Source organism: Actinomadura macra NBRC 14102 (assembly GCF_001552215.1).
In the GTDB taxonomy this organism is placed as follows: Bacteria; Actinomycetota; Actinomycetes; order Streptosporangiales; family Streptosporangiaceae; genus Spirillospora; species Spirillospora macra.
The window spans coordinates 80,543-98,382 of the sequence record NZ_BCQT01000017.1 but is presented as its reverse complement, the minus strand read 5'-3'; the positions used below and the strand labels follow the sequence as shown (position 1 = coordinate 98,382).

At 69.4% G+C, this 17,840-nt stretch carries 15 protein-coding genes and 1 tRNA gene; 12 read left to right on the top strand and 4 right to left on the bottom strand.

Annotation, left to right across the window (positions count from 1 at the left end):
* The first annotated feature begins 153 nt into the window (after window positions 1-153).
* Window positions 154-1,032, top strand: coding sequence for a hypothetical protein (locus AMA02S_RS26505; protein WP_067462721.1), 879 nt, complete (start codon window positions 154-156; stop codon window positions 1,030-1,032).
* Window positions 1,033-1,060: 28 nt separating this feature from the next.
* On the opposite strand, the gene AMA02S_RS26500 is transcribed toward AMA02S_RS26505, so the two are convergent.
* Window positions 1,061-1,780 (bottom strand): helix-turn-helix domain-containing protein, encoded by a 720-nt coding sequence (locus AMA02S_RS26500; RefSeq protein WP_084265617.1) that lies wholly within the window; start codon window positions 1,778-1,780, stop codon window positions 1,061-1,063.
* A gap of 49 nt (window positions 1,781-1,829) precedes the next feature.
* Here AMA02S_RS26500 and AMA02S_RS26495 point away from each other — a divergent pair, with 49 nt between their 5' ends.
* Together AMA02S_RS26495 and pyk are read left to right on the top strand one after the other, a co-directional pair.
* A complete protein-coding gene (locus AMA02S_RS26495; RefSeq protein ID WP_067462718.1) occupies window positions 1,830-2,384 on the top strand; it encodes a type 1 glutamine amidotransferase domain-containing protein in 555 nt (184 codons plus the stop codon).
* 108 nt (window positions 2,385-2,492) lie between these two features.
* Complete coding sequence (pyk, locus tag AMA02S_RS26490) at window positions 2,493-3,926, top strand: pyruvate kinase (RefSeq protein ID WP_067463479.1); 1,434 nt, start codon at window positions 2,493-2,495, stop codon at window positions 3,924-3,926.
* A 227-nt stretch (window positions 3,927-4,153) separates the two neighbouring features.
* Here pyk and AMA02S_RS26485 read toward each other — a convergent pair.
* Window positions 4,154-4,226: transfer RNA gene (locus AMA02S_RS26485), tRNA-Leu, on the bottom strand.
* 123 nt (window positions 4,227-4,349) lie between these two features.
* On the opposite strand from AMA02S_RS26485, the gene AMA02S_RS26480 reads away from it, so the two are divergent.
* From AMA02S_RS26480 to AMA02S_RS26455, 6 genes are all read left to right on the top strand, one after another.
* The gene (locus AMA02S_RS26480) at window positions 4,350-4,940 is read left to right on the top strand and encodes an ANTAR domain-containing response regulator (RefSeq protein WP_067462716.1); all 591 of its coding nucleotides are present in this window, start codon (window positions 4,350-4,352) and stop codon (window positions 4,938-4,940) included.
* A 318-nt stretch (window positions 4,941-5,258) separates the two neighbouring features.
* Window positions 5,259-6,425: a branched-chain amino acid ABC transporter substrate-binding protein gene (locus AMA02S_RS26475; protein WP_218005129.1), complete on the top strand. Its 1,167-nt coding sequence runs from the start codon at window positions 5,259-5,261 to the stop codon at window positions 6,423-6,425.
* A gap of 104 nt (window positions 6,426-6,529) precedes the next feature.
* Window positions 6,530-7,495, top strand: coding sequence for a branched-chain amino acid ABC transporter permease (locus tag AMA02S_RS26470; RefSeq protein WP_067462713.1), 966 nt, complete (start codon window positions 6,530-6,532; stop codon window positions 7,493-7,495).
* Window positions 7,492-8,643, top strand: a complete 1,152-nt coding sequence (locus AMA02S_RS26465) for a branched-chain amino acid ABC transporter permease (protein WP_067462710.1) — start codon at window positions 7,492-7,494, stop codon at window positions 8,641-8,643. Before AMA02S_RS26470 ends, AMA02S_RS26465 begins: the two co-directional genes overlap by 4 nt.
* Window positions 8,640-9,431 carry an ABC transporter ATP-binding protein gene (locus AMA02S_RS26460; protein WP_439951608.1) on the top strand — a complete coding sequence of 264 codons (792 nt, stop codon included), beginning with the start codon at window positions 8,640-8,642 and terminating at the stop codon, window positions 9,429-9,431. Before AMA02S_RS26465 ends, AMA02S_RS26460 begins: the two co-directional genes overlap by 4 nt.
* Window positions 9,421-10,239, top strand: a complete 819-nt coding sequence (locus AMA02S_RS26455; RefSeq protein ID WP_067462707.1) for an ABC transporter ATP-binding protein — start codon at window positions 9,421-9,423, stop codon at window positions 10,237-10,239. The genes AMA02S_RS26460 and AMA02S_RS26455 overlap by 11 nt, the downstream gene beginning before the upstream one ends.
* Before the next feature lie 66 nt (window positions 10,240-10,305).
* Here the strand turns inward: AMA02S_RS26455 and AMA02S_RS26450 are convergent, their stop codons facing one another.
* Window positions 10,306-10,851, bottom strand: a complete 546-nt coding sequence (locus AMA02S_RS26450; protein ID WP_067462704.1) for a hypothetical protein — start codon at window positions 10,849-10,851, stop codon at window positions 10,306-10,308.
* 261 nt (window positions 10,852-11,112) lie between these two features.
* Window positions 11,113-11,460, bottom strand: coding sequence for a PaaI family thioesterase (locus AMA02S_RS26445; protein ID WP_084265655.1), 348 nt, complete (start codon window positions 11,458-11,460; stop codon window positions 11,113-11,115).
* A gap of 135 nt (window positions 11,461-11,595) precedes the next feature.
* Here AMA02S_RS26445 and polA point away from each other — a divergent pair, with 135 nt between their 5' ends.
* The 3 genes from polA (at window position 11,596) to rpsA (ending at window position 17,645) form a co-directional block, all read left to right on the top strand.
* The gene (gene polA, locus AMA02S_RS26440) at window positions 11,596-14,286 is read left to right on the top strand and encodes a DNA polymerase I (protein WP_067462702.1); all 2,691 of its coding nucleotides are present in this window, start codon (window positions 11,596-11,598) and stop codon (window positions 14,284-14,286) included.
* Between the two features lie 501 nt (window positions 14,287-14,787).
* Complete coding sequence (locus tag AMA02S_RS26435; protein WP_067463466.1) at window positions 14,788-15,915, top strand: polysaccharide deacetylase family protein; 1,128 nt, start codon at window positions 14,788-14,790, stop codon at window positions 15,913-15,915.
* Window positions 15,916-16,154: 239 nt separating this feature from the next.
* Complete coding sequence (rpsA, locus tag AMA02S_RS26430; RefSeq protein ID WP_067462697.1) at window positions 16,155-17,645, top strand: 30S ribosomal protein S1; 1,491 nt, start codon at window positions 16,155-16,157, stop codon at window positions 17,643-17,645.
* Window positions 17,646-17,840 lie beyond the last annotated feature (195 nt).

The following is a 17,840-nucleotide window of genomic DNA, read 5'->3' as shown; positions in this document are numbered from 1 at the left end:
CCGGCCGCGGAGACTCCCGCACCCCCGCACGCGGGACATCAGGGGCCCGGCCACCCACCGCTGGGGTGGCCGGGCCCGCCCGTGCTCGGAGTCGCCCGAGCGGCGTCCGTTTTCTACAAGACCGGCTCCTCGCGCCGTCCTAGCGTTGGCCTTATGAGAGTCCTACAAGAAGCTGACCTCGCCCGCGCCCAGGACTTCATGCGGCGCAACGGCCGTCTCATAGACCGCCACCGGTTCGCCCTGCACTTCCGCGGCGGACCGGCCGCGCCCGTCCTCGCCGCGCTCAGGGCCTACGAGAACGCGGACGGAGGATACGGTCACGCCCTCGAACCCGACCTGCGAGGGGAGGGCAGCCAGCCCGTTCCGGCGCAGCACGCACTGGACTTCCTCGATCAGGCCGGCGCGAACGACGATCCGGCCGTGGCGCGCATAGGCGACTACCTGGCGTCCATCACGGGCGATGATGGGGGAGTGCCGTTCGTCCTGCCGTCCGTGCGGGGCGCCCCGCGCGGGCCGTGGTGGCAGACGCCGGACGACCCGCCGGGCAGCATCAATCCCACTGGAACGCTCGCCGGGAAGCTGTACCGCGCCGGGGCGGCCCACCCGTGGCTCGGACCCGCCGCCGCGTTCTGCTGGCGGTTTCTGGAGGACGCGGACGCTGAACTCGGCCCCTACGACGTCCTGTCCATTCTCACCTTCCTGGACCACGTCCCCGACCGGGACCGCGCCGAGGCCGCGTTCGCCCGCCACCGCGACGCCCTTGCCGCGTCCGTGGCGTCCGGCGCGTCCGACGAGGGGGAGAAGCACAATCCGCTGGACTTCGCCCCGGCACCGGACGGTCTCGGCAGGCGCCTGTTCACCGACGACGTGGTCGACGCGCACCTGGACGCCCTGATCGAGGCGCAGGGTGAGGACGGCGGCTGGGATATCGGCTTCCTCGTCTGGACGCCGGTCACCCGTTTCGAATGGCGGGGCTACACGACCGTCGAGCGGCTGCGGACGCTCCAGGCGTACGGGCGGCTCAAGCGCTGACCTTCGAAGTGGTCGTACGGCCCGGCGGTCACAGGAGCGCGCCGAGGGGTTCGCCCGCGAGGTCGCGTACCTCGTGCGAGAGGTGCGCCTGGTCGGCGTAGCCCGCCGCATAGGCGACGTCGGCGAGCGGCTCCCCGGCGCGGGCCAGCCGCAACGCCCGCTGGAAGCGCAGCACGCGCTGCAGCGTCTTCGGCCCGTACCCGAAGGCCGCCAGGGAACGGCGCCTGAGCTGCCGCTCGCCGAGCCCGAGGTCGTCGGAGACCGCGCGGACGGAAGAGCGCGCGAGGCCGCTCACCACGGCGGGCACGAGCGGGTCTGCGGGCGCGGCACCCGCGGCGCGCGCCATCACCCCGGCGACCAGGGCCGTGTGCCGCGCGTCCGGTTCGGCGGCCACCACCTCCGCGGCGAGCCGCTCGGCGTCGGCGCCCCACAGCTCGCGCAGCGAGAGCCGCGCGTCTCGGACGGCGTCGGCGGGCACGCCGAGCACCGGCGGCGCCGCGCCCGGCGCGAACCGCACCGCCACGACCGAGTCGCCGGGACGCATGGCGGCCGGGATCGGGCCGGTGTCGGGCCCGGCTACCAGGATCTCCGCGTCCGACCAGATCAGGTCCACGCACCCGTCCGGCACGACGCGTTGCACGAAGGGCGTGGCGGCCGGCGGTAGCGCGGCAGTCCAGGAGCACACGAGCCCGGCGCGGCGTGGGGCCGGCATCTCGTGGTAGCCGGTGGGGTTCACATATTCCTGCATACCACCCCTTTCCCTGGGCAGGGGCCAAGGGAGAGAACGGAGGAATCCCATGTCGACAGAACTGCAGGGCAAGACGATTGCCTTCCTCTGCGCCCCGGAGGGCACGGAGCAGGTCGAGCTGACCGAGCCGTGGAAGGCGGTGGAGGCGGCGGGCGGCCGTCCGCGCCTGGTCTCCACCGAGTCCGGCCGCATCCAGGCGTTCGACCATCTGGACAAGGGCGACACGTTCCCGGTCGACACGACGGTGGACGTCTCCGGCCACGAGGAGTTCGACGCGCTCGTGCTGCCGGGCGGCGTGGCCAATCCCGACTTCCTGCGGACCAAGCCCGGGGCCGTCGCGTTCGCCCGGTCGTTCTTCGACGCCGGCAAACCGGTCGCGGCGATCTGCCATGCGCCATGGACGCTCATCGAGGCCGACGTGGTGCGGGGCCGCACGATGACCTCGTGGCCGAGCCTCCGGACGGACCTGCGCAACGCGGGCGCCACCTGGGTGGACGAAGAGGTGAAGGTTTGCGAAGACGGACCCAACGTCCTGGTGACGAGCCCGAAGCCGGACGACCTGAAGGCGTTCGGTCAGGCCACGATCGAGGCGTTCAGGGGCTGATCGGCCACATGTGGTCTAGACCTCTGAGCTAGACCAATCGGCTGACCCGTGGTGACCATATCCTGCACGAATATCCGTACTGGTGGGTAACTAAGTACCGTTGTGCACGTGACCCGTCGAGCGAAGATTGTCAGCACCATCGGACCCGCCTGCTCCAGCGTCGAGCAGATCAACGCCCTCGTCGAGGCCGGCGTCGACGTCGCCCGGCTCAACATGAGCCACGGCGAGCACGCCATCCACGAGGAGGTCTTCCACCGGATCCGTGCCGCGGCCGAGGCCACCGGACGCGGCGTCGGCATCCTCGCCGACCTGCAGGGCCCCAAGATCCGCATCGGACGCTTTCCGGACGGTCCGGTGCGCCTCACCCTCGGCGACGAGTTCACCATCACCACCGAGGACGTTCCCGGCAGCCGCCGCGAGGTCTCCACGACCTACCAGGGCCTCCCGGGCGATGTGAGCCCGGGCGACTCCGTCCTGATCGACGACGGCCGGGTCGCCCTGCGGGTCGACGAGGTGGACGGTCACCGCGTGCGCACCACCGTGACCGTCGGCGGCATGGTCTCCGACAACAAGGGCCTGAACCTGCCGGGTGTGCCGGTCAGTGTGCCCGCGCTCACCGAGAAGGACGAGGCCGACCTGCGCTGGGCGCTGCGTCTCGGCGTCGACCTGGTCGCCCTGTCCTTCGTGCGGACCCCCGCCGACGCCGACATCTGCTACCAGATCATGGAGGAGGAGGGCGTCCGCGTCCCCCTCATCGGCAAGATCGAGAAGCCACAGGCCGTCGAGCGGCTGCCCGAGATCGTCGCCGCCTTCGACGGCATCATGGTGGCCCGCGGCGATCTCGGCGTCGAGCTGCCGCTGGAGCAGGTGCCGATCGTGCAGAAGCGCGCCATCGAGCTGTGCCGCGAGAAGGCCCGTCCGGTCATCGTCGCGACGCAGATGCTCGAATCGATGATCTCCGCGCCCCGGCCCACCCGCGCCGAGACCTCCGACGTCGCCAACGCCGTCTTCGAGGGCGCCGACGCCGTCATGCTGTCGGGCGAGACCAGCGTCGGACAGTACCCGGTCGAGTCCGTGCTGACGATGAGCCGCATCGTCAGCACCGCCGAGCAGGCCGCGCTGCAGGCCACTCACACGCTGGACCGCATCCCCGAGACGGTCGGCGGCGCCATCGCCCGTGCCGCCGCGGAGGTCGGCGCCACGGTCGGCGCCGAGGCGCTCGTGGCGTTCACGATGTCCGGCGAGACCGCCCGCCGGCTGTCGCGCTACCGGTCCCCGATCCCGCTGCTCGCCTTCACCTCCGTGCCCGCCGTCCGCGGCCGGCTCGCGCACGTGTGGGGCGTGGAGACCTTCATCGTCCCCCAGGTCGACCACACCGACGACATGGTCGGTCAGGTCGAACAGGCGCTGCTGGAGATCGGGCGCTGCCAGAAGGGCGACCGCGTGGTCGTCGTGGCGGGTTCGCCTCCCGGTACCCCCGGCTCGACCAACGCACTGCGCGTCCACAACATCGGCGACACCATCTCGATGGCCGCCCCCTGACCCAGGCGGCCTCCGCCGGTCGCGCGGTGATCACCGGGCGGTCTCATTTCCACTTCGCTCCGGGCAACCGGGCGACGGGCGCCGCCATCTCCGCGATCATGCATGATGACCAGCGCCGGGACGAGGAGCGAGGGGGCGGGGAGACCGGCCGGGCAGGCTCGGACGGGACCGGCGGGCGGGGGGAAGCGCGGGCGCCGTGGCTGCGGGCACCGGTGCTGCGGGAGAGGTGCCCCGAGTGGGATTCGAACCCACACTAAACGGTGTTTGAGACCGCTTCCTCTGCCATTGGGATATCGGGGCCTATGCCCGATCAAATCGGACATACATGCTATGTCGCATGAGCGGGAGCCCTGGGACGCCCTGCCGGAGACCAGCGTAGCGGGTCCCGGTAGGCTCGTGCGCGTGGAGACCGCTCGGCGAGTAGTGATCGCGGAAGATGAAGCCCTGATCCGCCTGGACCTCAAGGAGATGCTTCAGGAGGACGGCTACGACGTGGTGGGAGAGGCCGGCGACGGCGAGACCGCCGTGCGGCTGGCCGGCGACCTCAAACCGGACCTGGTCATCCTGGACGTCAAGATGCCGGTCCTGGACGGGATCTCCGCGGCCGAGCGGATCTCGGCGGACCGGATCGCGCCCGTCGTGATCCTGACCGCCTTCTCCCAGCGCGAGCTCGTCCAGCGCGCCACCGACGCCGGCGCGATGGCCTACCTCGTCAAGCCGTTCACCAAGACCGACCTCGCCCCCGCCATCGAGATGGCCGTCAGCCGCTACACCGAGCTGCGCGCGCTGGAGTCCGAGGTCGCCGGGCTGCAGGAGCGGCTGGAGACCCGCAAGCTCGTGGACCGCGCCAAGGGGCTGCTGCAGGAGGCCAACGGATGGAGTGAGTCCGAGGCGTTCCGCTGGATACAGAAGACCTCCATGGACCGCAGGCTCACCATGCGGGCCGTCGCCGAGGCCGTCGTGGCCGGCGCGACGGGCGGCGGCCCCGGCCGCGACGAGCCCTCCGCAGGCTGACCCCTTCTGTCACTCTCAGCCTGACTCACCTCATCTGACTACGCTCGTCACCCTTTGTGTCGTCAAGGTTTCGTGCGGGCACCGTGCGCGACGGCTTCCGGTCGCGCTGTGTAATCGTCCCTGGAAATGCCGTATATCAGATGAGCACGGCGGAGTAACGAACGAGTAACCCTTCTATCCGGGGGTGCTGATCTGAGTGTGCTCCACGGTGTACGACATAGCTGGTCCCCGAGTGACCGTTTCCTCCACCAGAGGTCGGCATCGGGGTTTGACTCGTACCCGATCCCCTCCCGGATCCGGATGGAAAGGTTGGGCACCTTGCGGCGCAACAAGATGAGGGTGACCGGCGCGGTGGCGGTGAGCGCGGTGCTCGCGCTCGGTGCCGTGTCGTGCAGCGATGACGATGGCGGCTCCGGCGGCGACGGAGTCACGATCGGGTTCATGGGAGACCTGACCGGCGAGAACTCGGGTCTGGTGGTCCCGCCTTACCAGGGCGCGCAGCTGGCCATCGAGCAGTACAACGCCACGAACCCCAAGGTCAAGATCACTCTCAAGAAGTACGACAGCCAGGGCAAGCCGGAGCAGGCCACCACCCTGGTGCAGGGCGCGATCAAGCAGGACAAGATTGTCGGCCTGATCGGCCCCGCCTTCTCGGGTGAGTCGCAGAGCGTCAACCCGATCCTGAACGAGGCCAAGGTGCCGAGCGTGACCCCGTCGGCCACGCAGATCACCCTGGCGGAGAAGGGCTGGACGTACTGGCACCGCGTGGTCGCCGACGACGCCGTGCAGAGCGCCGGCGCCGGCGAGTTCCTCGCGAACGCCGGGGTCAAGAAGCTCTTCACCGTCTCTGACAACCAGGACTACGGCAAGGGCCTCGCGGACGCCGTCGGGAAGGCCGTCCAGGCCAAGGGCGCGCAGATCAAGAGCGACGCCGTGGACGACAAGGCCGCGGACTACTCCTCGACCGTCAACCAGATCAACCAGTTCAAGCCTGACGCGGTCTATTTCGGCGGGTACTACGCGGTTGCTGGCCGTTTGTTCAAGCAGCTGCGCGAGGGCGGATACAAGGGCAAGATGATGTCGGGTGACGGGTCGCTCGCGGCCGGCCTGATCGAGGGCGCGGGCCAGCAGAACGCCCAGGGCGCCCTGCTCAGCTGCGGCTGCCTCATCGACGCCGCTGGCAAGACTAACGAGAAGGCCAAGAAGTTCGCCGCGGACTACAAGGCCAAGTTCGGGTCCGAGGTCGCGATCTACTCGACCGAGGGCTTCGACGCGGCGACGGCGTTCATCGAGGCGCTCAAGGCAGGCAAGACGAAGGCCGAGGACATCAACGGATTCCTCAAGACGCTGAGCTTCGACGGCGTCGGTAAGCCGATCAAGTTCGACGAACACGGTGAGCTGGCGGCGCAGGACATCTTCATCTACGAGGTGAAGGGCAACACGCTGCCGCTACTCGGGAACAGCAAGGAGGCCAAGGTCGCGTAAGGCGTCACCACGCCTGACCGACCTCCCCCGCTCCGGGGCCCCCTGATGGCGCGGGAGCGGGAGCGCTACAGCGCTCCCGCTCCTTTTACCAAAGGCGACCAAAGGTGCTCGACGACTTCATCAATCAATTCTGGCCGTCGACCATCGACGGGCTCTCCCTCGGCGCGATCTACGCGCTCGTGGCGCTCGGCTACACGATGGTCTACGGCGTCCTGAGGCTGATCAACTTCGCCCATGCCGACATTTTCATGATCGGCACTTTCGCCGCGCTGTGGACGGTGCGGACCGCGGGCATCGACCAGGCAGGCGGGATCGCGCTGATCGGCGTGGTCGTGCTGATGGCGGTCGTGGCCGGCGCGGTGTCCGGCGGCGGCGCGATGCTGCTGGAGGTGGCGGCCTACCGGCCGCTGCGCAAACGGGGGGCGTCCCGGCTGGCCGCGCTGATCTCGGCGATCGGCGCGTCGATCTTCATCCAGCAGCTCTTCGGCACGGTGATCATCCACAAGGTGTTCGGCACCTCCAAGGAGGGCGGAAAGCTCGACGTCAACGAGCATTTCAAGAAACTCACCAACGTGGTGGACGCCGGGCCCATCCAGATCAGCAACGACAAGCTGATCGTGTTCTTCGGCGCGGTCCTGATGATGGTCGCGCTCGACCAGTTCGTGAACCGGACGAAGCTCGGACGCGGTATCCGCTCGACCGCCCAGGACCCGGAGACCGCGGTGCTCATGGGCGTGAACATCGACCGTGTCGTCACGGTCACGTTCCTGGTGGGCGGCATCATGGCGGGCGTCGCCGCGGCCCTGTACATGGTGCGCTTCGAGACGACCAACTACTTCGTCGGGTTCCTGCTCGGCATCAAGGCGTTCACGGCGGCGGTCCTCGGCGGGATCGGGAACATCCGCGGGGCCCTCGCGGGCGGCTTCCTCCTCGGGCTGCTGGAGACCTACGGTTCCAGCCTCTTCGGCTCGGGCTGGCGGGACGTCGTCGCGTTCTCCGTCCTCATTCTCGTCCTGATGTTCCGTCCCACCGGCATCCTCGGTGAGTCCCTCCAGCAGGCGCGCGCATGAACCTGTCGAAGAACGGAAAAGGAAGTGGCGGACGCGCGTCCGCCCTCTCGCTCGACGCCCTGCGCGGGGCCTGGGCGGAAGCTCCCGGCTGGGCACGCTGGGGCGTCTACCTGCTGCTCGTCGTCGCGGCGCTGTTCCTGCCGAGCCAGTCGATCGGCACTTTCATGGCCCCGAGCGGCAGCGACTGGCCGACGATGCTCAGCGACCAGATCGCCATCTACGTGCTGCTGGCGCTCGGCCTGAACGTGGTGGTCGGCATGGCCGGCCTCCTGGACCTCGGGTACGTGGCGTTCTACGCGGTCGGCGGCTACACGATCGCCATCTTCGCCACCAAGTACGACTGGACGTTCTGGGAGACGCTCGTCCTCGCGATCGCCTTCTCCGCTCTGGCCGGGATCCTGTTGGGCGCGCCGACGCTGCGGCTCCGTGGCGACTATCTGGCGATCGTCACGCTCGGGTTCGGCGAGATCGTGAAGAAGACCGCGAACAACAGCTCCTACGTCAACGGTCCGCGCGGCGTGCAGGGCATCCCGCACCCTCCGACGCTGTCGGAGTTCGAGATCATGGGCGTGCAGCCGCTGAAGTACGGGCTGCTGGACTCACGGCCGTACTACTACCTGCTGCTCTTCTTCATCATCCTGACGATCATCTTCGTCAAGCGGCTCGACAGATCCAGGGTGGGCCGCGCGTGGGCCTCGATCCGCGAGGACGAGGACGCCGCCGAGCTGATGGGCGTCCCCACGTTCAAGTTCAAACTCGCGGCGTTCGCGATCGGCGCGGCGATCGGCGGCAGCGGCGGCGTGGTGTTCGCCGCGAAGCAGACCTCGATCAATCCGGAGAACTTCACGTTCCTCGTCTCGGCGCTGATCCTGGCCGGCGTGGTCCTGGGCGGCTCGGGCAACATCCCGGGCGTCATGCTCGGCGCGTTCGTGGTGGCCTGGTTGCCCGAGCGGTTCCGGTTCATGAACGACTACCGCATGCTGATCTTCGGTGCGGCACTGGTGGTCATGATGATCTTCCGTCCGGAGGGCCTCTGGCCGTCCCGGCGCCGCAAGGCCGAGCTGGCCGAGGGCACCGGCGGGATGGGCAGTATGGGAGCCGAGGTGGCGGGGCCAGGCCAGTCCGCCGCGGCGGAGGTGGGCAAGTGAGCGAGGCGAGCGAGCGGACGCCGGCGCTGGAGCTGCGTGGGGTCGTCATGCGGTTCGGCGGCGTCGTCGCGCTCAACAAGGTCGACGTCACCGTCGGCAAGGGCGAGATCTTCGCCCTGATCGGCCCGAACGGGGCCGGGAAGACCACGGTGTTCAACGTGACCACCGGCGTCTACCGGCCGACCGAGGGCCAGGTGGTGTTCGACGGCAAGCGGATCGACGGCAAGAAGCGCTACGCCGTCACCAAGCTGGGCGTCGCCCGCACGTTCCAGAACGTGCGGCTGTTCCACAACATGACCGCGCTGGAGAACGTCCTGGTGGGCACCGACGCGCACCATCGGACGGGCGTGGCCGGCGCGTCGCTCGGCCTCCCGTGGCACCGGCGTGAGGAGCGCCAGGGCCGTGAGCGGTCCCGGGAACTGCTGGAGCTGGTCGGCATCCCGCACCGATCCGGGGAGGCCGCGAAGAACCTCCCGTACGGCGACCAGCGCCGTCTGGAGATCGCGCGGGCGCTCGGCACGAATCCGAAACTCCTGCTGCTGGACGAGCCGGCGGCCGGCATGAACCCGGCCGAGAAGGTCGCGCTCCAGGACCTGATCCGCAGGATCCGCGACACGGGCGTGACGGTGCTGCTCATCGAGCACGACATGAGCCTGGTCATGGGGATCAGCGACCGGATCGCGGTGCTGGACTTCGGTCAGAAGATCGCCGACGGGCTGCCGGCCGAGGTACAGAACGACCCGCGGGTCATCGAGGCGTATCTGGGGGCTCCGGCCGATGCTTCTTGAGATCGAGGACATCCACGTCCACTACGGGAAGATCGCGGCGCTCAAGGGCATCACCGCGTCCGTCGACCAGGGCGAGATCGTCACGCTGATCGGTGCGAACGGCGCCGGCAAGACGACCACGCTGAAGACGGTCTCGGGGCTGCGGCCCCTGACGTCCGGAGCGATCCGCTTCGACGGCAAGGACATCAGCTCCATGCGAGGCCACAAGCGGGTCCTCGCAGGGATCGGGCAGGCACCGGAGGGCCGGGGGATCTTCCCCGGCATGACGGTGGAGGAGAACCTCCAGATGGGCGCCTACGCCCGCAAGGACGACGCCTCCAAGGAGCTCGCCGAGGCCTACGAACTGTTCCCGCGGCTCGCCGAGCGCAAGTCGCAGGCGGGCGGCACGATGTCGGGCGGCGAGCAGCAGATGCTCGCGATCGGCCGGGCGCTGATGGCCAAGCCGAAGGTGCTGCTGCTGGACGAGCCGTCCATGGGGCTCGCGCCCATGCTCGTCCAGCAGATCTTCGCGATCATCCAGGAGATCAACCGGCGCGGCGTCACCGTCCTGCTCGTCGAGCAGAACGCCCAGCAGGCCCTCCAGATCGCGCACCGCGCGTACGTCCTGGAGACCGGCCGGGTGGTGAAGTCGGCGCCCGCCGCCGACCTGCTGGACGACCCGGAGGTCCGGGCCGCCTACCTGGGCGGTGACCTGGGCGACGCGGCGGCGACGCGGGGCGGTACGCCCCCGCGGGACGACGCCGGCCCCGGCGACACCCGTCCGGACGGTACGCCCACCGGTGACGCCGGAAAGGGATCGGCCGAGTAGGACACGGGTACGCGCCCGCCGGGCCGGTTCGTCCGGCCCGGCGGGCGCTCCGCGTCCACGTTCCGGTCAGGGGAGCGGGATCTCGGCCGGGGGAGGGTCGCTGACCGCACCGACCGGAGGCGACCCGTACAGCCGGACGGCCTTGGTCCGTGCGCCGCGCGGCACGTCGAACCAGAGGTCGAACTCGCAGCGCATCGCGGCGCCGACCGACAGCCGCTCCGGCTGCCGCTTGATCATGGTGGCGTTGACGTCCGGCTCGTGGACCACGCCGTCGGTGGTGACCAGCCGCTGCTTCCAGGTGTCGAAGACCTGGATGTCGCGGCCCGTGTTCACCGCGAGCAGCCGGATCCGGGTGAAGCTGCCGTGGGCGCCCATGGCGGCATGGGTGCCCATCACCTCGGTCATCCCCTCACGGAACCCGATCACCGTGAACCGCATGTCGGCGCTGCGTCCCGCCTTGCCCGTCGTGGCGATCTCGGACTCGCGCGCCTTCTCGGGCGGGATCCGGTAGTCGGGGACGGACGTGGCGTGTCCGGATCCGGAGCAGCCCGGCAGCGCGGTGGCGGCGGCGAGGACGAGCGCCGCGCCCGCGAGAGGAGCACGTGGAGGCATGAACGGAACGTACGGCCGATCTCCGCGCAGGTGAACTCCCCAGGGAGGATCGCAATCCAACCGCGACCACCGACGGGCCCTTGCCGGTGTCGCCGGGGAGCACGGCATGCCCCGCGTGTCCCTGGACATGCGTTGACCCGGGATCACCTTTGGGGCCGTACGAACCTTCCCCGGGCGCGTACGTTGTCTACTCGGTGATCCCGGGCCGTTCCGATCCACGCTACAGACCCCGGGCGGTCCATCGCAAAGAAAAGCCTCGGATCAGGGACGGTCGCGGAGCATGCAGGTGAGGCGCGCGGTGCAGACCCGCCGGTCCTGTTCGTCGGTGATGACGATGTCGTAGGTGGCGAGCGTCCGGCCGCCGTGCAGCCGCGTCGCGACGCCCGTGACGTAGCCCTCGGTCGCGGACCGGTGGTGGGTGGCGTTGATCTCGATGCCGACGGCGATCCGCCCGGGGCCGGCGTGCATCGCCGCGCCCGCCGAGCCGAGCGACTCCGCGAGGACGCAGGACGCGCCGCCGTGCAGCAGCCCGTACGGCTGCGTGTTCCCCCTGACCGGCATACGGCCCACGACGCGCTCCGGCGTACCCTCCAAGTACTCCAGGCCCATGGCCTTCGCCAGGTCACCGTGCGCGTCGTCGACGCCGGCGAAGATCTTCGCCCGCAGTTCCTGCGCCAGCCGGTCGTCGGTGTCGCTCACTTACGCCTCCACAAAACTGTCCCACGCGCAGACTAGAGTCCTGGTGTGGCGAAGACAGCATCGACCCCTGACAAGCGTGACCGGCTCCTCCTGCTCGACGGGCACTCCCTGGCCTACCGCGCGTTCTTCGCGTTGCCCGTGGAGAACTTCTCCACCACTGACGGGCAGCCCACCAACGCGGTGTACGGCTTCACCTCCATGCTCATCAACGTCCTGCGCGACGAGCAGCCCACCCACATCGCGGTGGCGTTCGACCGCTCCGAGCCGACGTTCCGGCACGAGCAGTACGTGGAGTACAAGGCGGGCCGCCAGAAGACGCCCGACGAGTTCCGCAGCCAGGTCAGCCTGATCTTCGAGGTTCTGGACGCGCTGCGCATCCCGCGACTGTCGGTCGCGGGCTTCGAGGCCGACGACATCATCGCCACGCTGTCGGTCCAGGCCACCGCGGCCGGCCTCGACACCCTGATCGTCACCGGCGACCGGGACGCGTTCCAGCTCGTCAACGACAACGTCACGGTCCTGTACCCGGTGCGGGGCGTGTCCGAGCTGGCACGGATGAACCCCGCCGCAGTCGAGGGCAAGTACGGCGTGCCGCCCGAGCGCTACCGCGAACTGGCCGCGCTGGTGGGGGAGAGCAGCGACAACCTGCCCGGCGTACCCGGCGTCGGCCCGAAGACCGCGGCGAAGTGGCTCGTCAAGTACGGCGACCTCGACACCCTCGTCGCCCGGGTCGACGAGATCAAGGGCAAGGCCGGTGACAACCTGCGCGAGCACCTGGCCGGCGTCCTGCGCAACCAGCAGATCAACAAGCTCGACACCGAGGTCGGCCTGGACCTGACCCCGCCGCAGCTCGCCATGGGCCAGTGGGACCGCGAAGAGATCCACACCCTGTTCGACTCGCTCCAGTTCCGGGTCCTGCGCGAGCGGCTCTACTCCTCGATCTCCGCCGCGGAACCCGAGGCCGATGAGGGATTCGAGGTCGATCTGGACGCGCTGGAGCCGGGCGCGCTCGGCTCGTGGCTGGAGGCCAACGCCGGTGACCGGCTCGGCCTCGCCGTCACCGGCACCTGGGGCCGCGGCACGGGCGAGCTGACCGCCCTCGCGCTCGCGTCCAAGAAGGGCCCCGCCGTCCACCTGGACCCGGCCGAGCTCATCGAGGACGACGAGCGCGCCCTGGCCGCCTACCTGGCCGACGCGGCGCGCCCCAAGGCGATCCACGAGGCCAAGGGGCCGATGCTTGCCTTCGCCGCGCGCGGCATGACCCTGGAGGGCGTCACCAGCGACACCGCCCTCGCCGCCTATCTCGCCCTGCCCGGCCAGCGCACGTTCGACCTGTCCGACCTCGTCCTGCGCTACCTGCACCGCGAGCTGCGCAACGAGACCGAGGACTCCGGCCAGCTCACCCTCGACGGTTCCGGCGAGGAGGAGGCGGCCGAGGCCCTCGCCGTGCGCGCCCGCGCCGTCGCCGAGCTGGCCGACGTGCTGGACGCAGACCTCGACAAGCGCGGCGCCACCCGCCTCTTGCACGAGGTCGAGCTGCCCCTCGTCGGCGTGCTGGCCGGCATGGAGCGCGCCGGCATCGCTGTGGACGCCGACCATCTCGCCGGCCTCTCGGCCTCCCTTGGCGGCCAGGTGAAGGAGCAGGAGCAGCGTGCGCACGACGCCGTGGGCCACGAGTTCAACCTCGGCTCCCCCAAGCAGGTGCAGCAGGTCCTCTTCGACGAGCTGAACCTGCCCAAGACCAAGCGCACCAAGACCGGCTACACCACCGACTCCGAGGCGCTCACAAACCTGCTGGAGAAGGACGGCCACCCCGTCCTGGAGCACATCCTGCGCTGGCGCGAGGTCGCCAAGCTCAAGAGCATCGTCGACTCCCTCATCCCGATGGCCGACGACGCCGGGCGCATCCATACGACGTTCAACCAGATGGTCGCCGCGACCGGCCGCCTCTCCTCCACCGACCCGAACCTGCAGAACATCCCGATCCGGACGGCCGAGGGCCGGCAGATCCGCGAGGCGTTCGTCGTCGGCGAGACCTTCGAGTCGCTGCTGACCGCCGACTACTCGCAGATCGAGCTGCGCATCATGGCGCACCTGTCCGAGGACGAGGCGCTCCTGGAGGCGTTCGGTTCCGGCGCCGACTTCCACACCATCACCGCCTCCCGGGTCTTCGGGCTGCCGCCCGAGCAGATCGACTCCGAGCTGCGCGCCCGCATCAAGGCGATGAACTACGGCCTCGCCTACGGCCTGTCGGCGTACGGCCTGTCCCAGCAGTTGCGGATCTCGCCCGACGAGGCGCGCGGCCTGATGGAGGAGTACTTCCAGCAGTTCGGCGGCGTCCGCGACTACCTGCACGACATCGTCGCCAAGGCCCGGCAGGACGGCTACACCGAGACGATCCTCGGCCGCCGCCGCTACCTGCCCGACCTGAACTCCGACAACCGCCAGCGCCGCGAGATGGCCGAGCGGATGGCCCTCAACGCGCCCATCCAGGGCTCGGCGGCCGACATCATCAAGGTCGCGAGCCTCAACGTCGACCGCGCCCTCCGCGCCGCCGCCCTGAAGTCCCGCATGCTCCTCCAGGTCCACGACGAACTCGTCTTCGAGGTCGCCGCCGGCGAGCTCGATGCCCTGAAGACCCTCGTCGGCGAGGAGATGGCGGGCGCCTACGAACTGCGCGCCCCCCTGGGCGTCTCCATGGGCACCGGCCGCACCTGGCAGGACGCCGCTCATTGATTCAATCCCGGCCCAAGGGCTCGCCTGGCGGCTCGCCCTTGACCGCGCTTGGGCGAGCGCGACATCGCTTCGCGATCTTCCCCGGTGAGACTCGCCTTCGGCTTTGCCTCACCGGGTCAGGTAGCGCGCTCGGGTGACGGTTGAGGTGCGCCTCCGACTGACGTTCCACGGTTGTTCAGTCCTCGGGTTGCCTTCTTGGCTGTGTTTCGCTTGCCCTGGTTGGCGGATTGTCTTGTTCATCTGACTTGTGCGGTCGGTCTATTTGACGGTCTTCCTGCCTCGCTGTTTGTCTGGCCCGTCCCCTTTTGGGGCGGGCCTTAGGTCGTTTTCGGTTGTGGAGGAAGGGGGGTTTTACCGGGGGCTTTTTGGACTTTGGCGGATGCGGGGCGGCGTGGGGGTGGTGCGTGGGGATCGGACGGGTAAGCGAGTAGGTGTCCGTGGATGTCCGGGGCGCCGTACGCTGTCCCCTGGTCCTGGTTCGGGTCGATCGGCGGAGGGAACGTGCCTCTCCTACACAAGATCGCTGGAGTCGTGATCGTCTGTGCCGTGATCCTCGGGCTGACCTTGCCCGGGGTCCGGCGGGGACATGACAAGGGCGCCACCGCGACCCGGGCCGGTGCGGCCACGCGGACGACGCCTCCCGCTCGCGGGGCGCCCGGTGGCGGCCGGGCGGGCGCCTCGGCGCCGCCGAGGTCCGAGGCCGCCGCGCAGTCGGTCACCCGGCCGATCGCGGCGGCGGTGCCCGCGGCGGTGGCCGCCAAGGCCAACGAGCTCGGCCAGGTGCCGGTGCTCATGTACCACCGGATCATGAAGAAGGCCGAGCTGTCGCTGGACCGGTCGAGCAAGGAGCTGTACGACGAGCTGACGCGGCTCGCCAAGAGCGGGTACGTCCCCGTCACGGCCGCCGAGTTCGTCAGCGGGCGATTCGACGTGCCTGCCGGGAGGCATCCGGTGGTGCTGACGTTCGACGACAGCACACCCGGGCAGTTCGGTCTGGACCCGCAGGGCAACCCCAAGCCCGACACGGCCGTCGCGATCATCCAGCAGGTGGCGCGGGAGAACCCCGGCTTCCGTCCGGTGGCGACGTTCTACCTGAACAAGGACCTGTTCCAGCTCACCGGCGCCGAGGCCGCCGCGGGGCTTCGCTGGCTCATCCAGCACGGGTTCGAGCTGGGCAATCACACTATGACGCACCCTGACCTGTCCGGCATGTCCGAGAAGGGGGTCCGGGCGGAGCTCGGCGGCATGGAGGATCAGATCGTCGGCATCACCGGTGCGCACACGACGACCCTCGCCTACCCGTTCGGCTCCGCGCCCCGCAAGAAGGCGTGGGCGCAGGAGGACGCGGGGAAGTACCGGTTCCAGGGGATCTTCCTGGCCGGGTGGAAGCCGTCGGAGTCTCCGTTCGACGGTGCCTTCGACCGGTGGGCGATCAACCGGGTGCGGTCCGAGGGAAAGATCAAGGAAAACGACTGCACGCGGTTCTGTTCCACCGCCTGGCTGGAGCACCTGGACAAGAACCCCGCGGAGCGGTACACCTCTGACGGTGATCCGAACACGATCACGTTTCCGAAGACTTCAGAAGACCGGCTGGCCAAGCAGTATCGGGACTGGGGACGCTTGTACTAGCCGGGACGCGCCGGAACCGGATTGACCACGAGAGATTGGTCCCATATCCTGATCGCTGCGCTGTGGGCCTGCGCGCGCTTCGGACGGAGCAGGCTCGCGCTCGGTCAGGTCGGCGACATCGGTTCGGTTCTTCGACGCGGCTCCGTCCGCGTCTCCCTTCCGGTTCTCGGCAGGGCGGATAACGGCCCTCCGCGCATAACCCATACGACTACCATGTCCGTACCGGAGCCAGCCGACACATGACGAGCAGCACCGAGGCCACCTCGACCACCCCGCAGGTAGCGGTCAACGATATCGGGTCAGAGGAAGCCTTCCTCGCCGCGATCGATGAGACCATCAAGTACTTCAACGACGGCGACATTGTCGAGGGCACTGTCGTCAAGGTCGATCGTGACGAGGTCCTCCTCGACATCGGCTACAAGACCGAGGGCGTCATTCCCTCGCGCGAGCTGTCCATCAAGCACGACGTCGACCCGAACGAGGTCGTCGCCGTCGGGGATCACGTCGAAGCCCTCGTCCTCCAGAAGGAGGACAAGGAGGGCCGGCTGATCCTGTCCAAGAAGCGCGCCCAGTACGAGCGCGCCTGGGGCACGATCGAAAAGATCAAGGACGAGGACGGCATCGTCACCGGTACCGTCATCGAGGTCGTCAAGGGCGGCCTCATCCTGGACATCGGCCTGCGCGGCTTCCTGCCCGCCTCCCTGGTGGAGATGCGCCGTGTCCGCGACCTGCAGCCCTACGTCGGCCGCGAGCTCGAAGCCAAGATCATCGAGCTGGACAAGAACCGCAACAACGTGGTGCTGTCCCGTCGTGCCTGGCTGGAGCAGACCCAGAGCGAGGTCCGCCAGACCTTCCTCAACACCCTGCAGAAGGGTCAGGTCCGCAAGGGCGTCGTCTCCTCGATCGTCAACTTCGGTGCGTTCGTGGACCTCGGCGGCGTGGACGGGCTCGTGCACGTGTCCGAGCTGTCCTGGAAGCACATCGACCACCCCTCCGAGGTGGTCGAGGTCGGCCAGGAGGTCACGGTCGAGGTCCTGGACGTCGACATGGAGCGCGAGCGCGTCTCCCTGTCGCTCAAGGCGACCCAGGAAGACCCGTGGCAGCAGTTCGCCCGCACCCACCAGATCGGCCAGGTCGTGCCGGGCCGCGTCACCAAGCTGGTGCCGTTCGGCGCGTTCGTCCGGGTCGAGGAGGGCATCGAGGGCCTGGTCCACATCTCCGAGCTGGCCGAGCGCCACGTCGAGATCCCCGAGCAGGTCGTCCAGGTCGGCGACGAGATCTTCGTGAAGATCATCGACATCGACCTCGACCGGCGCCGCATCAGCCTGTCGCTCAAGCAGGCCAACGAGGGCGCCGCCAGCATCGAGGAAGAGGACTTCGACCCGACGCTGTACGGAATGCCCGCCGAGTACGACGACCAGGGCAACTACAAGTACCCCGAGGGCTTCGACGCCGACACCGGCGAGTGGCTGGAGGGCTTCGACGAGCAGCGTGAGACCTGGGAGCGGCAGTACGCCGAGGCCCGGACGCGCTTCGATGCCCACCGCAAGCAGATCGAAGAGGCCCGCAAGGCCGAGGCGGAGGCCGACACGGCCCCCGCGAGCGGTGGCGGCGGAGGCGGCGGCGAGACCTCCTACTCCGGCGGCGGCGAGAGCGAGACGACCGGTGGCGCACTGGCCACCGACGAGGCGCTCGCGGCCCTGCGGGAGAAGCTCTCCGGCGGACAGTGACCCGTCACCGTCCACCGGCGCGCCGATGACACCTGGCCACGGCCGGAGGGCGATCTTCCGAGATCGCGCTCCGGCCGTGGCCGGTTTCGCGCGCGGAACCACCCGCCGGGGCAATAGAGTCCCCCTGCGGCGCGGCCCGCGTGGGCCGCGGTGGTCCGGAGCCGGCGGGAATCGCCGTCCCCCGTAGGTCCGCTC

Coding starts and splice junctions, on each gene's coding strand:
- AMA02S_RS26505 (WP_067462721.1), top strand. CDS start 154: ATGAGAGTCCTACAAGAAGCTGACCTCGCCCGCGCCCAGGACTTCATG.
- AMA02S_RS26500 (WP_084265617.1), bottom strand. CDS start 1,780: ATGCAGGAATATGTGAACCCCACCGGCTACCACGAGATGCCGGCCCCA.
- AMA02S_RS26495 (WP_067462718.1), top strand. CDS start 1,830: ATGTCGACAGAACTGCAGGGCAAGACGATTGCCTTCCTCTGCGCCCCG.
- AMA02S_RS26465 (WP_067462710.1), top strand. CDS start 7,492: ATGAACCTGTCGAAGAACGGAAAAGGAAGTGGCGGACGCGCGTCCGCC.
- AMA02S_RS26455 (WP_067462707.1), top strand. CDS start 9,421: ATGCTTCTTGAGATCGAGGACATCCACGTCCACTACGGGAAGATCGCG.
- AMA02S_RS26450 (WP_067462704.1), bottom strand. CDS start 10,851: ATGCCTCCACGTGCTCCTCTCGCGGGCGCGGCGCTCGTCCTCGCCGCC.
- AMA02S_RS26445 (WP_084265655.1), bottom strand. CDS start 11,460: ATGGGCCTGGAGTACTTGGAGGGTACGCCGGAGCGCGTCGTGGGCCGT.
- rpsA (WP_067462697.1), top strand. CDS start 16,155: ATGACGAGCAGCACCGAGGCCACCTCGACCACCCCGCAGGTAGCGGTC.